Raw genomic sequence first — 15,148 nt, 5'->3', positions numbered from 1 at the left:
GTCTTCTCCTTGTCGGTGGGCGCAGCCATCTATCGCGGCGCTGCCCTTCTTGTGTTCTTCAATGTCCCCCTGCGACGAAGCGAATGTTCCCCGCATAGGGATCTTTGCGCAAGGGGACGCCCCCTCGCCCGTTTGGCCTAGCTGACGACCTCCGCCGTTTCCAGAACCGCATGCAGGAGCACATCCGCACCTGCCGCAGCCCATTCGGGGCTGATTTCCTCGGCCTCGTTGTGGCTCAACCCGTCCACACAAGGACACATGATCATCGCGGTCGGTGCAACATCATTGATCCAGCAGGCATCATGCCCTGCGCCCGAAATGATATCCATATGGCTGTAGCCAAGTCTCTCGGCCGCATTACGCACCGCGCCCACGAGGGTCTCGTCAAAGGCAGGCGGCTCGAACTGACCCGATACGAAGCTCTCGAAAGACACCCCGATCTCTTCACAGATCTTCGGCGCACGTTCGCAGAACTCTGCCTCCATCCCGTGCATCACGTCGGGAAGGTGCGAGCGGAAATCAACCGTGAACACCACCTTGCCAGGGATCACGTTGCGCGAATTGGGGTAGACATCGATGTGACCGATGGCGCCCACGGCACCTGGCTGGTTCTTCATCGCGATCTCGTGGACCAACTCGGTGAGAAGTGCCAGACCACGGCCCGCGTTCTTGCGCATGTGCATGGGCGTGGAGCCTGTGTGGCTGTCCTTGCCCGTGACCGTGCATTCGATCCAGCGCAGACCCTGACCGTGGGTGACAACACCGATTTCCTTGCCCTCGGCCTCCAGAATCGGCCCCTGTTCGATGTGAAGCTCGAACATCGCGTGCATCTTGCGCGCGCCGACCTCTTCGTCACCGACCCAGCCGATCCGCTTGAGTTCGTCGCCGAATTTCTTGCCCTCGGCATCCTCGCGGTCGTAGGCCCACTCTTGCGTATGGCGGCCCGTGAACACGCCCGAAGCCAACATGGCGGGAGCAAAGCGCGTCCCCTCTTCGTTGGTCCAGTTGGTCACGACAATCGGGTGTTTCGTCTTGATCCCCAGATCGTTCATCGTGCGTACAGCTTCCAACGCGCCAAGCACGCCCAGAACCCCGTCGAATTTCCCGCCCGTAGGCTGGGTGTCGAGGTGGCTGCCCATGTAGACGGGTAGCGCGTCGGGATCTTCGCCCGCTCGGGTGGCGAACATGTTGCCCATGGTGTCAACGCCCATGGTCATCCCTGCGGCCTCGCACCACGACTTGAACAGCGCGCGGCCCTCGGCATCCTCATCGGTCACCGTCTGACGGTTGTTGCCGCCCGCGACGCCCGGTCCGACCTTGGCCATTTCCATAAGGCTGTCCCAAAGGCGGGCACCGTTGATCTTGATATTCTCTCCTGCGGCCATCTGCTTAGTCCTCTCTTAGTCCAATTCGCGGATCACATCGGCTAACGTGCCGACCAGCGTGTCAATATGCTCTTTTTCAATAATCAGCGGCGGGGACATTGCGATGATATCGCCCGTCGTACGGATCAATACACCCTTCTCATAGGCCTTGAGGAAGGCAGAGAAGGCACGTTTCGTAGGCTGGCCCGCGATCGGTTCCAATTCAATGCCCGCGATCAGCCCCATGTTGCGGATGTCGATGACGTGAGGCAAGCCTTTGAGCGAATGCACCGCCTCTTCCCAATAGGGTGCTAATTCGGCGGCGCGCTCGAAAAGCCCTTCCTCGCGGTAGGTTTCCAGCGTCGCCACACCTGCGGCGGCGGCAATCGGGTTGCCCGAATAGGTATAACCGTGGAACAGCTCGATAGCTTCCTCGGGGCCCTGCATAAACGCATCGTGGATTTGCGACGTGGCCAGAACCGCGCCCATTGGGATGACCCCGTTGGTCAACCCCTTGGCGCAGGTAATCAGGTCGGGCATCACGTCGAAATGCGCGGCAGCAAAGGACGACCCAAGCCGCCCAAACCCCGTGATCACCTCGTCAAAAATCAGCAGGATACCGTGTTTGGTGCAAAGCTCGCGCAGGCGTTTGAGATAGCCTTTCGGCGGGATAAGCACGCCCGTGGAGCCCGCCATCGGCTCGACGATAACCGCCGCGATGGTCTCTGGCCCGTGCAGGGCGACAATGCGTTCCAACTCGTCGGCCAGATCCGCGCCATGCTCGGGCTGGCCCTTGGTAAAGGCGTTCTTCTCAGGCAGGTGCGTATGCGGCAGATGATCCACCCCCGTCAGCAGCGAGCCGAAGAATTTGCGGTTGTTGACGATGCCACCGACGGAAATCCCGCCGAAGTTCACACCGTGATAGCCCCGCTCCCGTCCGATCAGGCGCGTCCGTGTCCCCTCGCCGCGCACACGGTGATAGGCCAGCGCGATCTTAAGCGCGGTCTCGACACTCTCGGAGCCCGAGTTGGTGAAGAAGGCATGGCTAAAGGGCTCGGGCGCCATATCGACCAGCTTGGTCGCAAGCTCGAACGCCTTGGGATGCCCCATCTGGAAGGCGGGCGCATAATCCAGTTCCGCCGCTTGCGACTGGATTGCCTCGATGATCTTGGGCCGATTGTGGCCCGCGTTACAGCACCAAAGCCCCGCCGTTCCATCAAGCACATCGCGCCCGTCATCGGTGCGGTAGTGCATTCGATCGGCGGAAACAAACATCCGCGGATTTTTCTTAAATTGACGGTTTGCCGTGAACGGCATCCAGAACGCCGACAAATCGTTCGGGCGTGTATCCCCATCCATAGCCATCTCTCACCTGTTGTTCTTCGTGTTCTTGTTGCGCGCAGCCTCGCGGGCAATGGCGACCGCCCAAGGCCGGCATGGCGGCAAGAAGCGCCGTCACAACAATACCCTGCGCTTCATTTGACCATTTGGTCAAGAGCCGCGACCATACCCGCCGCACAGTCTTCACCCGTTTGCTGAAAATCTATGCATTCATCACGCACAGGTCGCCACGGGCTTCCGAACAGACGGACAGCCCGCTTCACCCTCTTCGTGGTAGCATTATTTTCCACGAAGGGGCTATGATACCCAGAACTATCCGCGCGCAAACGACAGGAATCAACAGAGCAATGCCAGGGACAACTCCCCGCACACGAATCCAGATACGAAATACGCAAACCATTCTGGACGCGGCCCTCGAGGTCTTCTCGCGCAACGGTTTCCGTGGTGCGACTCTGGACCAGATCGCCAGCGAGGCGGGCCTGTCAAAGCCCAATCTGCTCTATTATTTCCCGTCTAAAGTGGCCATCCATCGCGCTTTGATCGACAACCTGATGGTGGCGTGGCTCGAACCCCTGCGCCAGATGGATGCGACGGGCGATCCAGTCGAGGAGATCATGGATTACGTGTTGCGCAAACTCGATATGGCGCGCGAATTTCCCCGTGAAAGCCGCCTGTTTGCCAACGAGATCGTGCAAGGCGCGCCAAATATCATGGACAAGATCGAAGGCGAACTGAAAGAGCTAGTCGACGAGAAAACCGCCGTGATCGCAGGCTGGATCGCAGAAGGGCGTATTCGTCCGGTCGATCCCTACCATCTGATTTTCTCGATCTGGGCCTCGACACAGCACTACGCCGATTACGATGCACAGATTCACGCGATTCTGCCTGACGACGAGAACAGGCGATTCTCGGATGCCCATGTCTTCCTCGAACAAATGTATCGCCGGATGCTCACGCCTTAAGCGACGACGCACGCGTGACCACCTGTTAACCACGAGCAAAAAAAGGCGGGGATATTAACCCCTCGTCAACCGTAACGCTTTATAAACGAAGTCGTGGGGGCTCCTTTCGAACCAAGGAGCTTAGCATGTCCGATATCATTGGTATGCAGGGCTTTGGAGGTGGGCAACTCGCCATATGGCAACCACCCGAAAATCCGAGGCCAGCCGTGCCCGAAGTCTCCAGAGCGGAGAATGACGGCTCGGCAACTTTTACGAGGGATCAAGACCTTCGCGGCCAGAATGGCTCGGAAAGCATCGCAAAAGGCGACACCGCAGCCGCGCGTGAGGCCCAAGCGACCAGCGAACAACGCGCCGCTTATGCGCCCGAGGAAAGCACAGACGACCGCAACACGCGAAAAGACGCGCGCAATGACGAGAATGTCATTGCCGGGCCGACCCCCGCCTTTCAGGCAAGTGTGCTTGAGGTTGAACGCGACCTGCGCAATGTGATCGCCAAGGTCGAAGCGCGCCGCACCCGACAGGCTGACGAGGCTGCCATCGCGCCGCGCGCACCTGAGGCCAGCGAGGCCGCCAGTGCCGCGTCCCGTTCCGACCCATCCCGCACCGCACAGGGACAGGATGCAACCGCGCCCGCAACGGCGACCAAATCAGCGCAGATCGAGACCCCCACGCCCGACCCGCAGCGCAGTGACGCGCCGACGGCACAGGCACAACCGACCGATCCTGCGGCGGCTCCGAGTGGTCCCGCCGCGCACCAGCCGACACCCTACGAGACAAACGGCTGATCCATTCCCCCTCGGCCAGGACGGCGAGGGCTTCATTTCCGACATGACACCACGCCCGCGCCGCGAGAGACATCTTGGCGCAATGGTCATCCGTGTCCGACGTCTTGCGCGACCCGCCCTCAAGCGGGCGTCCACCCCCTTGTGCGCCACAACGCCGCGACAGGGCCCAACCCCCTGCGCACACTTTTCCATCTCCCGAACACAGCCAACCGCATAGATAAGAAGCAAAAAGGGCGGCTCCCGAAGGAACCGCCCCGATTGTCATGTCGAAAAGATGTGCGCCCTACTCGGCTGCACCCGCCGCAACATTGTTGGGGTGCGTGGTCCAGTTGGCATAGTCGCCAACCGTCTCGCCCGTGCGCTCATCCAACTCGCCTTTGTCCAGCGTTCTCATGGTGATGCAGTCCTCAACAGGACAGACGTTGACGCAAAGGTTACAGGCAACGCATTCGTCATCCTTCACCGTGAACACCCGATCCGCGCTCATCTCGATAGCTTGGTGCGACGTGTCCTCACAGGCCGCGTAGCAACGCCCGCACTTGATGCAATCGTCCTGATTGATCACTGCCTTGGTGACGTGGTTGAGGTTGAGATACTGCCAGTCGGTGACGTTCGGTGTGGCCTTGCCCACCAGTTGGTCAAGCGTGATCTCTTTCTCGTCGAGATACTGGCTCAGGCCCGAAATCATCTCCTCGACGATCTTGAACCCGTAGGTCATCACCGCGGTGCAGACCTGAACATTGCCCGCGCCAAGCGCCATGAACTCCGCCGCATCGCGCCATGTGGTCACGCCGCCAATGCCCGAAATCGGCAGACCCGCCGTTTCCGCATTCCGCGCGATCTCGGCCACCATATTCATGGCAATCGGTTTGACCGCAGGGCCGCAATAGCCGCCGTGGGTGCCCTTGCCGTCAATCGTTGGCATGGGCGCGAAGAGGTCGAGATCGACGGAGGTGATCGAGTTGATCGTGTTGATCAACGAGACCGCATCCGCCCCGCCCCGCTTCGCCGCTTCCGCAGGGTAGAGGATATTGGTGATGTTCGGCGTGAGCTTGACGATCACCGGCAGGTCGGTCGCCTCCTTACACCAGCGCGTCACCATCTCGATATACTCGGGCACCTGCCCGACAGCCGACCCCATGCCGCGCTCGGCCATGCCGTGCGGACAACCGAAGTTCAGCTCGAACCCGTCGCAGCCCGTTTCGGCAATGCGCGGAATGATCGACTTCCAGCTATCGGCATCGCAGGGCACCATCACGGAGGCGATCAGCGCGCGGTCGGGGTAGTCCTTCTTGACCCGCGTCATCTCCGCGAGGTTGACCTCCAAAGGACGATCGGTGATCAACTCGATGTTGTTAAGACCAAGCAGGCGACGGTCCGCGCCGTGGATCGCGCCGTAACGCGGGCCGTTGACGTTGACCACGGGCGGGCCTTCCTCACCCAGCGTTTTCCAGACAACACCGCCCCAGCCCGCCTCAAACGCACGGCGGACGTTGTATTCCTTATCGGTCGGCGGCGCAGAGGCCAGCCAGAACGGATTGGGGCTTTTGATTCCACAAAAATTGCTCGTCAGATCGGCCATGGTTCAGCCCTCCCCCATCAATACTGCATGAATATCTTCGGCCGCATCGCGCCCTTCGGCAACGGCCGTCACGGTGAGATCCTCGCCGCCAGAGGCGCAATCGCCCCCAGCCCAAACACCGTCCATCGACGTGCGCCCGAATGTGTCCACGGCGATCTTGCCACGCTCCAGAGCAACGCCATCGGGCGCACCATCAAGCGTCTGACCGATAGCGAGAAGCACCTGATCGGCCTCCACCGTCACCGTCTCGCCCGAGCTTTCCAGACCGTTCTCAGTCTCGATGGTCAGATCGAAAGTCACGGCCGAAACCGCGCCATTGTCACCCGCGACAAAGCCCGAAGGACTTGCATGGGTCAGGATATGCACACCCTTGGTGGCGGCCAACTCCTGTTCATAAACCGAAGCGCTCATGCGATCCGCACCGCGGCGATAGGCCATCGTCACGTTCTGCGCGCCCAGAAGCTTGCTTTGAACGGCGGCGTCGACCGCGGTCATGCCGCCGCCGATCACCACCACATTGCGCCCGACCGGAAGGGAAGACAAATCGTCCGCCTGACGCAAATCCGCGATAAAATCCACGGCGTTCCGAATGCCCTCAAGGTCCGTGTTCGGCAAACGCAGCGCGTTCACCCCCGCCAGACCGATGGCCAGAAATACCGCGTCGAACTCCGCCTTGAGCGTATCCAGCGCAATCTCCGCGCCGAGCTTCTTGCCGTGCTCGACGGTGATCCCGCCGATTTTCAACAGCCAGTCCACTTCCGCCTGCGCGAAACGGTCGGGCGCTTTATAAGAAGCGATGCCGTATTCGTTGAGGCCGCCCGCTTTAGGACGTGCGTCAAAGATGGTGACATCATGCCCCTTCATCGCGAGGCGGTGCGCCGCCGACAGACCCGCAGGCCCCGCACCGACAACCGCGACTGTCTTGCCCGTAGGCGCGGCGCGCTCGAACGGATGCACATCTGCCGCCATGACCGTATCAGTGGCGTAGCGTTGAAGCCGCCCGATCTCGACAGGTTTACCTTCGGCCACCTCGCGCACACAGACCTCTTCGCATAGCGTCTCAGTGGGACACACACGGGCGCACATGCCGCCCAGAATATTGGCCTCCAGAATGGTCTTGGCCGCCGCTTCCGGCGTGCCCGTTGCAATCTGGCGAATGAACAACGGCACGTCGATCGACGTCGGACAGGCCGTCATACATGGTGCATCGTGGCAGAAATAACAGCGATCCGCAGCAACAAGCGCCTCATGCGCTTCTAGCGGCGGATGCAAATCCCCGAAGTTTTCGGTCAGCGCATCGGCGGCCAAACGCCCCGCAGCGATTCCCTTGGTGAAGACAGTCGTCGTCATGACGTTCGCACTCCCTTGGTTTAGCGCATTTGTTTCCATGCGTTTGATTATTGGCTTCAGATTGGCAGGAATGGCGATTTTTTATCAAGTGGTAAAAATGTGGATCGGCGAAATTTTCTCTCTTTTTGCCCCTCTGAGGCCAAATATTGCGTCGCGATCGCCCAAGCATTGGGCATTTCGGGCACGACGCAGCGCCTTTCGCACCTCAATCGCGGGTTTTCACGCACCGCGACGTAACGTATAAGCGCTAGAAACGTTCAACACCCGCACCACAGACGGGCGGCACAAATAAAGTTGGAACCGATGACGAAAACGAACAACGCAGATGTGGCATTCATTCAGGCGCTGGCCGAACTTCTGGACGCCAACGACCTGACCGAGCTGGAAGTGAAACGCGAATACGGTGAGAACGACCGCCTGAATGTGCGCGTCTCGAAAGCCAAGGACGTTGTGCAGACCGTCGCCGCACCCGCCCCAGTGGCCGCCGCAGCCCCCGTGCCCGCAGCAGCATCACCCGCCCCTGCGGCCGAAGCGGCTCCCGCCGATCCTGCATCCGATCCCAATGCCGTTCCATCACCCATGGTCGGCACCGCCTACCTCGCCGCCGAGCCTGGCGCAGATCCTTTCGTGAAAGTGGGCGACAAGGTTTCCGAGGGTCAGACCCTCATGATCATTGAGGCGATGAAAACGATGAACCACATCCCCTCGCCCAAATCCGGCACCATCAAGCGTATCCTTGTCGACGACGGTGCTCCCGTCGAATTCGGCGCGCCTCTGATGATCATCGAATAAGGGGCGCCCCCGATGTTCGACAAAATCCTGATTGCCAACCGTGGCGAGATCGCCCTTCGCGTGATCCGCGCCTGCCGTGAAATGGGCATCGCTTCTGTGGCGGTCCATTCCGAGGCCGACGCCGACGCGATGCATGTGCGTATGGCCGACGAGGCCGTGTGCATTGGCCCCAATCCCTCCGCGCAATCCTACCTCTCCTTCCCCGCGATCATCGCGGCCTGCGAGATTACGGGCGCGCAAGCGATCCATCCGGGATACGGCTTCCTGTCGGAAAACGCCGCCTTTGTGCAGATCGTCGAAGATCACGGCCTTACCTTTATCGGTCCTTCCGCTGAACACATTCGCCAGATGGGTGACAAAATCACCGCCAAGGAAACCGCCGAAAAGCTCGGCATTCCCGTGGTGCCTGGCTCCGCAGGCGGCGTGCCCGATGTTGATGCAGCCAAGAAGATGGCCGCCGAAATGGGCTACCCCGTCATCATCAAAGCCACCGCCGGCGGCGGCGGGCGCGGGATGAAGGTTGCCGAGAACGAAAGCGTGATCGAGAACGCCTTCCGCACCGCGCGTTCCGAGGCGAAAGCAGCCTTTGGCAATGACGAGGTCTATATGGAGAAATATCTCCAGAAGCCGCGTCACATCGAAGTTCAGGTCTTTGGCGACGGACAGGGCGGCGGTGTCCACCTTGCCGAGCGCGACTGCTCGCTCCAGCGCCGCCACCAGAAGGTGTTCGAGGAGGCCCCCGGCCCCTGCATCACCCCTGAGGAACGTGCGCGTATCGGCGGCATCTGCGCCAATGCGATCGCGGAGATGGGCTACAAGGGCGCAGGCACGATCGAGTTTCTCTACGAGGACGGCGAGTTCTTCTTCATCGAGATGAACACGCGCCTTCAAGTGGAACACCCTGTGACCGAGGCGATCTTCCGCCAAGACCTCGTGCGCGAGCAAATCCGTGTCGCGGCGGGCGAAAAGCTCTCCTTTACCCAAGACGATCTGATCCTCGACGGTCACGCCATTGAGGTGCGGATCAACGCGGAGAAACTGCCGAATTTCGCCCCCTGCCCTGGTACGATCACCCAGTATCACGCACCTGGTGGCCTTGGCGTGCGCATGGATAGCGCGCTCTACACGGGCTATACGATCCCGCCCTACTACGACAGCCTGATCGGGAAACTGATCGTGCATGGCCGCGACCGCGAGGAAGCTCTGGCCCGCCTGCACCGCGCGCTTGGCGAGTTGATCGTGGACGGGGTGGATACCACCGTGCCGCTCTTCCACGCGCTGCTGGCCGAGAAGGACATATTCACAGGGGATTACAATATCCACTGGCTGGAGAAATGGCTCGACGCCAACCTGCCGAGCTGATCCCGCCACGCAAAGCCAACATAAGACCCGCCCCACGGCGGGTCTTTTCTTTTGCCCGAACTCCCCCCATCCTATTGCCCATGAACCACGTCGACCTGACACCAGATCTATTACTGACCGCCTATGCCAACGGGGTTTTCCCGATGGCTGACAGCGCGGAGTCCGAGGAGATTTTCTGGCTCGACCCGCATGATCGCGGAGTGCTGCCGCTCGACGGTTTTCACATCTCCCGCTCGCTGGCCCGCGTGATCCGGCGCGAGACCTTCACCATCACCCTCAATCGTGACTTCCGCGCCGTCATGCGCGGCTGTGCCGACCGCGAAACCACGTGGATCAACCGCACTATCCATGAGCTATACGGCACGCTACACGACGAGGGATTCGCCCATTCCATCGAGGTCTGGGAGGGAGAGCGACTGGTCGGAGGGAGCTACGGCATCGCATTGGGGAGCGCCTTTTTCGGCGAGAGCATGTTCTCCTATGCCACCAACGCCTCGAAAGTCGCGCTGGCCTATCTCACGACGCACCTGCGCGCCAAGGGCTTCACGCTTTTCGACACGCAGTTCATCACCCCGCATCTTGCCTCACTGGGCGGCGAGGAAATCCCGCGCACGGCCTATCATGCGCGGCTCGCACAAGCTCTTCAAAAACAGGCGGAGTTTGGGAGAACCGAGGAGCTACCCTCGCCTCAGGACGTGTTACAGGCCAGCGGCCACACATCGTAACGCGCGTGGTCCATGGCGTTCAGCGCGGGCGAGGAAGCGATCATCCATCCCTCGAACGCGGGCTCGTCCATGTTCTCCACGCGGATCGTGAGATAGGTATAGGCGTCGCCCGCAGGGTTGCCCTCAGGATAGCGGCAGTCGCGCAACTCGGCCGTCAGATAGCCCCAGCTTTGCGGCGTGCCGCGCGTCAAGGTCAGGTCCGCGGAACGGCCCGTGAGCTTGTCGAGCACACGGATCGTGGCGCTCGCGGCGGAGGCGACCTTTTCCTGCGTCTCGGTGGTGACATCGCGCAGATCGCGCTGGAAGCCGCCATCGTCAGGAATGGATTGCAGATCTTCGAGCGACAGCCCCGTGCCCACGCCCTCACCAATGGTGCTGTTGTCGAACCCAATGGTGTCGTCGAGCGGCTGGACCACAATCGCGCCGAGGCCCGTATCGAACTCGTCATCACTCTCGACCGTCTGGGCGAAGGATGGCGCGGCCAACACAAGCGCAGCCGCCAAAATCACGCGCATCCGCATCACTCGTCCCCCGTTCCCGACACGAAACGCATCAGCAATTGCACGAGGCTCACCGCCCCTTGCGTATCTGCAATCACCTGACCGTCCTCGAAATTGAACATCGAGCCACCCGGCACAAGTTCGACGTAGTTGCCGCCCAAGAGACCCTCGGACGAGATCAGCGCCGCCGTGTCGTCAGGCAAAACGTAGCTCCCGTCGAGTGACAGCGCTGCTTCCGCACGGAAGGTTTCGGGGTTGAGGTCCATCGCAGTCACGGTGCCAATCTTGACCCCTGCGAGGCGCACATCCGTGCCCACGCCAATGCCCTCCGCCGTGCGGAAGGACGCGGTCAATTCATAGGCATTCTCGGCACGCTGGCCAAATCCCGTTGCCTGTCCAGCGAATACTAGAAAGCCCAAAGCGAGCGCCAAAACGCCCGCGCCTACGGCTACCTCTGTCGGATTCTCGGCCATTCGATACGGTTCCTTTCGGCCCCGCGCCCTTATTCGGGCTGCCACGCCTCATAGTCGCGACGTTCCACGGGATGGGGCTGGCGGATCGACCCTGCTGGCGCGTAGGCCGCAGCGGTGCCCGTCAGGTTCTCGACGTGCGGTTTTTCCCACTCTTTATGCACGAGCGGTTCATGACCCGGATGGTTGTCGAAGGTGCGATGCAGCCAACCGTGCCAATTGGGATCAATGCGCGAAGCTTCGACCTCACCATTGTAGATCACCCAGCGACGAGTATCGGCCTCATTGCGGTAAAAGAGGTTGCCCTGGCTGTCTTCACCGACCTTGATGCCGTGGCGCCATGTGAAAAGTTGCGTGCCAATGGTCTGGCCCTTCCACCAAACAACTGCGCGCAGAACGGTATTCAGGATACCCATGGATCATCCTCCAAAACGTTTGGACATTCTATGAACCAATCGGGCGGCGAGGTCCAGACGTTTGACCCTGAAAAACGAGGGTCCGCGGCAAGTTGCCAGTGATCAGCACCTCACGCCCTGCCCTTATGCGGCGGCGCGGCGGGCTGTCACCTCAATCTCGATTTTCATTGCGGGATCGAGCAGGCCCGCCTGAATCATGGTCGCGGCAGGACGCGCTGCGCCGAAAGCCTCGTGCAGCACGGGCCAACACGCCTCGAAATCGGATGCGTCGGGCAAGATGTAACGCACCCGAACAACGTCCGAAAGCGACGCCCCCGCCTCGTCCAGCGCCCCCGCAATCGTGTCGAGCGTGTTGCGGCATTGCGCGACGACATCCTGCGGCATTTCCATGGTCACGTAGTAGTAGCCCGTTGTGCCAGATACGAAAATCCAATCCCCATCAACCACGGCGCGGGCATACCCAATCTGCGCCTCAAACGGGGAACCCGACGAAATACGGCGGCGTTGGTCGGTCATGGGGTGTCCTTTCGATTTGTCGCGAGCGCCTTGCACTCCGATGGCGCAACTCTGTCGCCGTACGGACGCGTTGACAAGGCTTGGGCACGCAAGGCCATTGCGCGGAAACGGGATGACGCCTTTCTTCCGACCCGCAAAACGCAAAACCGCCCGCGCGGAACCAAATCCTGCGCGGGCGGCGTAAAACTTTCGCGATCCAGTGGCGCACCGTCCGAAATCTGGGCGGTCCGGTGAGCCAACCGGAGGGATTACCCTGCGGAGGCTTCCTTTTCCTCTTCCGAGAAAATGATCAGCGGCTTGGCATCCGAATTAACGGCTTCCTCGTTGACCACAACCTCGGTCACATTCTCCATTCCTGGAAGTTCGAACATCGTGTCGAGTAGGATGTCCTCAAGGATGGAACGCAGCCCGCGCGCGCCCGTCTTGCGCTCAATGGCGCGTTTGGCGATGGCGGTCAGGGCCTCTTCGGTGAAGGTCAGGGTTGCGGATTCGAGTTCGAACAGGCGCTGGTATTGTTTGACCAGAGCGTTTTTCGGCTCGGAAAGAATCGTCACCAGCGCGTCTTCATCGAGATCCTCTAGCGTCGCCAGCACGGGCAAACGGCCGACGAATTCGGGAATCAGACCGAATTTCAGAAGATCTTCGGGTTCCAGCTCTTTGAACAGGTCTCCGACGCCGCGCGATTCTTCGTCCTTCACGTCCGCACCGAAGCCGATGGCCGAACCTTTGCCGCGCTGCGCGATGATCTTATCAAGGCCCGCAAATGCGCCGCCACAGATGAAGAGGATGTTGGTCGTGTCCACTTGCAGGAATTCCTGCTGCGGATGCTTGCGCCCGCCTTGTGGCGGCACGGAGGCGACGGTGCCTTCCATGATCTTGAGCAACGCCTGCTGCACCCCCTCGCCCGACACATCGCGGGTGATCGAAGGGTTGTCGGATTTGCGCGTAATCTTGTCGACCTCGTCGATATAGACGATGCCGCGCTGCGCACGTTCGACGTTGTATTCGGACGCCTGAAGCAGTTTCAGGATGATATTCTCGACATCCTCACCCACGTAGCCCGCTTCCGTAAGCGTGGTCGCATCAGCCATGGTAAATGGCACATCGAGAATGCGGGCAAGTGTCTGAGCCAAAAGCGTCTTACCGCAGCCCGTCGGGCCGATCAGCAGGATGTTGGACTTCGCCAGCTCGATATCTCCCGCGCCGGATGAGGCGTGGTTGAGACGTTTGTAGTGGTTATGCACCGCGACCGAGAGGACACGTTTCGCGGTCGCCTGACCGATCACGTAATCATCCAGCACGCTGCAAATCTCTTTCGGCGTGGGCACGCCCTCGGAGGACTTCAGGCCAGAGGATTTCGTCTCCTCGCGAATGATGTCCATGCAAAGCTCGACACATTCGTCACAGATGAAGACGGTCGGCCCCGCGATCAGTTTGCGCACCTCGTGCTGGCTCTTGCCGCAAAAGGAGCAATAGAGCGTGTTCTTGCTGTCTCCACCGGTCGTGTTCGACATGTCTTTCCCCTAACGGCGCGCGGCCTTCGTCTGGTGTTTCCCTGAGCGGAACCGTCTGGTGCCCGTCCGGGATGTCGTGGGCCTTTGGCGCGGGCGCAGGCGGCGCATCGAACCGAAAGGCAAGCCCCCGTGCGGGAGGCCAATTCGTCGTCTGGTCCCCGATGCGGCCGCCTGAAATCAGACCGCCGCGCCGTGGTTTCGGGACCGAGTGTAGGTCAGCGAATTTTCGGGCACAATGGCAAAAACCTCCGAAGATGAATGCCGCCACCCGTGCCCGCAAATCCTCACGCGACCTACACACGCGCCCTTGTTTTACTACTCCTCGGGAGCACGATGCTCGAGAATGTCGTCGATCAGGCCGAAGTCTTTTGCCTCATCTGCGGACATGAAGTTGTCACGCTCCAGAGCATCGACGATCTCTTTCATCTTGCGGCCCGTGTGCTTGACATAAATGCCGTTGAGACGGTCCTTGAGCTTCTGCGTCTCCTGAGCGTGGATCATGATGTCGGTCGCCTGACCCTGATAGCCGCCAGAGGGCTGGTGGACCATGATGCGCGAATTGGGCAGCGCGAAACGCATCCCCTTCTCACCCGCGGTCAGCAGCAGCGAGCCCATCGAGGCGGCCTGACCCATCACGAGGGTCGATACTTTGGGGCGGATGTATTGCATGGTGTCATAGATCGAAAGACCAGAGGTCACAACGCCACCGGGGCTGTTGATGTACATCGCGATCTCTTTCTTAGGATTCTCGGCCTCAAGAAAGAGAAGCTGCGCACAGATCAGGCTCGACATGCCGTCATGCACGGGCCCGTTGAGGAAGATGATGCGCTCCTTGAGCAGGCGCGAGAAAATGTCGAAAGCACGCTCGCCACGGCTCGTCTGCTCGACGACCATGGGCACAAGTGTGTTCATGTAGGTATCAATCGGGTCTCTCATCTGTGGCCTGCCTCTTGCTGTCTTTGCGATGATTAGCGCGTAAATGTTACTCGAATCTTAGTTTCGGACGAAAGCGGCTGCAAGGGAGGGCGGCGCTTCCGCGACAATTCTACTAAAACTGAATGAATAGCGTCTTGCCACCAGCCACAACCCCGAATGCGCCGCTTGTGCACAGAAAAGTGTAAAGCGCGCTTGCGGCGCGCGGACCGTCCACGGGAACATGGCCGAAGCCGCGAAGAACCTTCGTAGCTTGCACGTGTCAGCTCTCGCTGTCGCCGTCGTTTTTCGCCGCAGGCACCCTGCCCTCGGCTGCATCGCGCGCGGCAAATTCCGCGTCCCACTCATCCTCATCGAACTTGATAAACAGCTCGCGGATCAGGAATCCCCCCGCCGCGAGGAAAATCAGGCCGAACATCGTCGCCCCGTTCGCCAGTTCGAAGAACCCCCACCCAACGGTGAAAGTGGTGAAAAGGATACGTCGCCAGAGCGGCTTCATAAACGGGGTGCGGACGTCGAAAAACTTGTTCATGGGC

At 60.5% G+C, this 15,148-nt stretch carries 17 protein-coding genes; 5 read left to right on the top strand and 12 right to left on the bottom strand.

Annotation, left to right across the window (positions count from 1 at the left end):
- Positions 1 to 137: 137 nt before the first annotated feature.
- Genes ACN0SC_RS07300 through ACN0SC_RS07290 form a run of 3 tightly spaced genes read right to left on the bottom strand, consistent with a single transcriptional unit; the run spans position 138 to position 2,859 of the window.
- Entirely contained in the window at positions 138 to 1,385 is a 1,248-nt protein-coding gene (locus ACN0SC_RS07300) for a Zn-dependent hydrolase (protein WP_417249009.1), read from the bottom strand.
- A gap of 15 nt (positions 1,386 to 1,400) precedes the next feature.
- Positions 1,401 to 2,729, bottom strand: a complete 1,329-nt coding sequence (locus ACN0SC_RS07295; RefSeq protein WP_417249008.1) for an aspartate aminotransferase family protein — start codon at positions 2,727 to 2,729, stop codon at positions 1,401 to 1,403.
- Positions 2,653 to 2,859, bottom strand: coding sequence for a hypothetical protein (locus ACN0SC_RS07290; protein WP_417249247.1), 207 nt, complete (start codon positions 2,857 to 2,859; stop codon positions 2,653 to 2,655). Before ACN0SC_RS07290 ends, ACN0SC_RS07295 begins: the two co-directional genes overlap by 77 nt.
- A gap of 193 nt (positions 2,860 to 3,052) precedes the next feature.
- Between ACN0SC_RS07290 and ACN0SC_RS07285 the strand changes: the two genes are divergently transcribed.
- The gene (locus ACN0SC_RS07285) at positions 3,053 to 3,667 is read left to right on the top strand and encodes a TetR family transcriptional regulator C-terminal domain-containing protein (protein WP_417249007.1); all 615 of its coding nucleotides are present in this window, start codon (positions 3,053 to 3,055) and stop codon (positions 3,665 to 3,667) included.
- A gap of 125 nt (positions 3,668 to 3,792) precedes the next feature.
- Positions 3,793 to 4,452, top strand: a complete 660-nt coding sequence (locus tag ACN0SC_RS07280) for a hypothetical protein (protein WP_417249006.1) — start codon at positions 3,793 to 3,795, stop codon at positions 4,450 to 4,452.
- Positions 4,453 to 4,735: 283 nt separating this feature from the next.
- Here the strand turns inward: ACN0SC_RS07280 and preA are convergent, their stop codons facing one another.
- Together preA and ACN0SC_RS07270 are read right to left on the bottom strand one after the other, a co-directional pair.
- A complete protein-coding gene (preA, locus tag ACN0SC_RS07275) occupies positions 4,736 to 6,034 on the bottom strand; it encodes an NAD-dependent dihydropyrimidine dehydrogenase subunit PreA (protein WP_417249005.1) in 1,299 nt (432 codons plus the stop codon).
- 3 nt (positions 6,035 to 6,037) lie between these two features.
- Positions 6,038 to 7,384, bottom strand: a complete 1,347-nt coding sequence (locus tag ACN0SC_RS07270) for an NAD(P)-dependent oxidoreductase (protein WP_417249004.1) — start codon at positions 7,382 to 7,384, stop codon at positions 6,038 to 6,040.
- A 303-nt stretch (positions 7,385 to 7,687) separates the two neighbouring features.
- On the opposite strand from ACN0SC_RS07270, the gene accB reads away from it, so the two are divergent.
- The 3 genes from accB (at position 7,688) to aat (ending at position 10,263) form a co-directional block, all read left to right on the top strand.
- Entirely contained in the window at positions 7,688 to 8,176 is a 489-nt protein-coding gene (accB, locus tag ACN0SC_RS07265) for an acetyl-CoA carboxylase biotin carboxyl carrier protein (protein WP_417249003.1), read from the top strand.
- A 12-nt stretch (positions 8,177 to 8,188) separates the two neighbouring features.
- Positions 8,189 to 9,538, top strand: coding sequence for an acetyl-CoA carboxylase biotin carboxylase subunit (gene accC, locus ACN0SC_RS07260; RefSeq protein ID WP_417249002.1), 1,350 nt, complete (start codon positions 8,189 to 8,191; stop codon positions 9,536 to 9,538).
- 80 nt (positions 9,539 to 9,618) lie between these two features.
- Positions 9,619 to 10,263 carry a leucyl/phenylalanyl-tRNA--protein transferase gene (aat, locus tag ACN0SC_RS07255; protein WP_417249001.1) on the top strand — a complete coding sequence of 215 codons (645 nt, stop codon included), beginning with the start codon at positions 9,619 to 9,621 and terminating at the stop codon, positions 10,261 to 10,263.
- Here the strand turns inward: aat and ACN0SC_RS07250 are convergent.
- The 7 genes from ACN0SC_RS07250 to ACN0SC_RS07220 form a co-directional block, all read right to left on the bottom strand.
- Complete coding sequence (locus tag ACN0SC_RS07250) at positions 10,227 to 10,778, bottom strand: DUF2155 domain-containing protein (protein ID WP_417249000.1); 552 nt, start codon at positions 10,776 to 10,778, stop codon at positions 10,227 to 10,229. The two genes, aat and ACN0SC_RS07250, sit on opposite strands and share 37 nt — an antisense overlap.
- A gap of 5 nt (positions 10,779 to 10,783) precedes the next feature.
- Positions 10,784 to 11,236: an outer membrane lipid asymmetry maintenance protein MlaD gene (gene mlaD / locus ACN0SC_RS07245; protein ID WP_417248999.1), complete on the bottom strand. Its 453-nt coding sequence runs from the start codon at positions 11,234 to 11,236 to the stop codon at positions 10,784 to 10,786.
- A 29-nt stretch (positions 11,237 to 11,265) separates the two neighbouring features.
- Positions 11,266 to 11,649 (bottom strand): NADH:ubiquinone oxidoreductase subunit NDUFA12, encoded by a 384-nt coding sequence (locus ACN0SC_RS07240; RefSeq protein WP_417248998.1) that lies wholly within the window; start codon positions 11,647 to 11,649, stop codon positions 11,266 to 11,268.
- Positions 11,650 to 11,772: 123 nt separating this feature from the next.
- Positions 11,773 to 12,165 (bottom strand): RidA family protein, encoded by a 393-nt coding sequence (locus ACN0SC_RS07235; RefSeq protein WP_417248997.1) that lies wholly within the window; start codon positions 12,163 to 12,165, stop codon positions 11,773 to 11,775.
- 248 nt (positions 12,166 to 12,413) lie between these two features.
- Complete coding sequence (gene clpX, locus ACN0SC_RS07230; protein WP_417248996.1) at positions 12,414 to 13,679, bottom strand: ATP-dependent Clp protease ATP-binding subunit ClpX; 1,266 nt, start codon at positions 13,677 to 13,679, stop codon at positions 12,414 to 12,416.
- Positions 13,680 to 13,994: 315 nt separating this feature from the next.
- A complete protein-coding gene (locus tag ACN0SC_RS07225) occupies positions 13,995 to 14,615 on the bottom strand; it encodes an ATP-dependent Clp protease proteolytic subunit (RefSeq protein ID WP_417248995.1) in 621 nt (206 codons plus the stop codon).
- A 259-nt stretch (positions 14,616 to 14,874) separates the two neighbouring features.
- Entirely contained in the window at positions 14,875 to 15,144 is a 270-nt protein-coding gene (locus ACN0SC_RS07220; RefSeq protein WP_417248994.1) for a hypothetical protein, read from the bottom strand.
- Between the last annotated feature and the right edge of the window lie 4 nt (positions 15,145 to 15,148).

Origin of the sequence: Celeribacter sp. (assembly GCF_048261515.1) — a bacterium.
In the GTDB taxonomy this organism is placed as follows: Bacteria; Pseudomonadota; Alphaproteobacteria; order Rhodobacterales; family Rhodobacteraceae; genus Celeribacter.
This window is presented reverse-complemented; position numbering and strand designations above follow the sequence as displayed.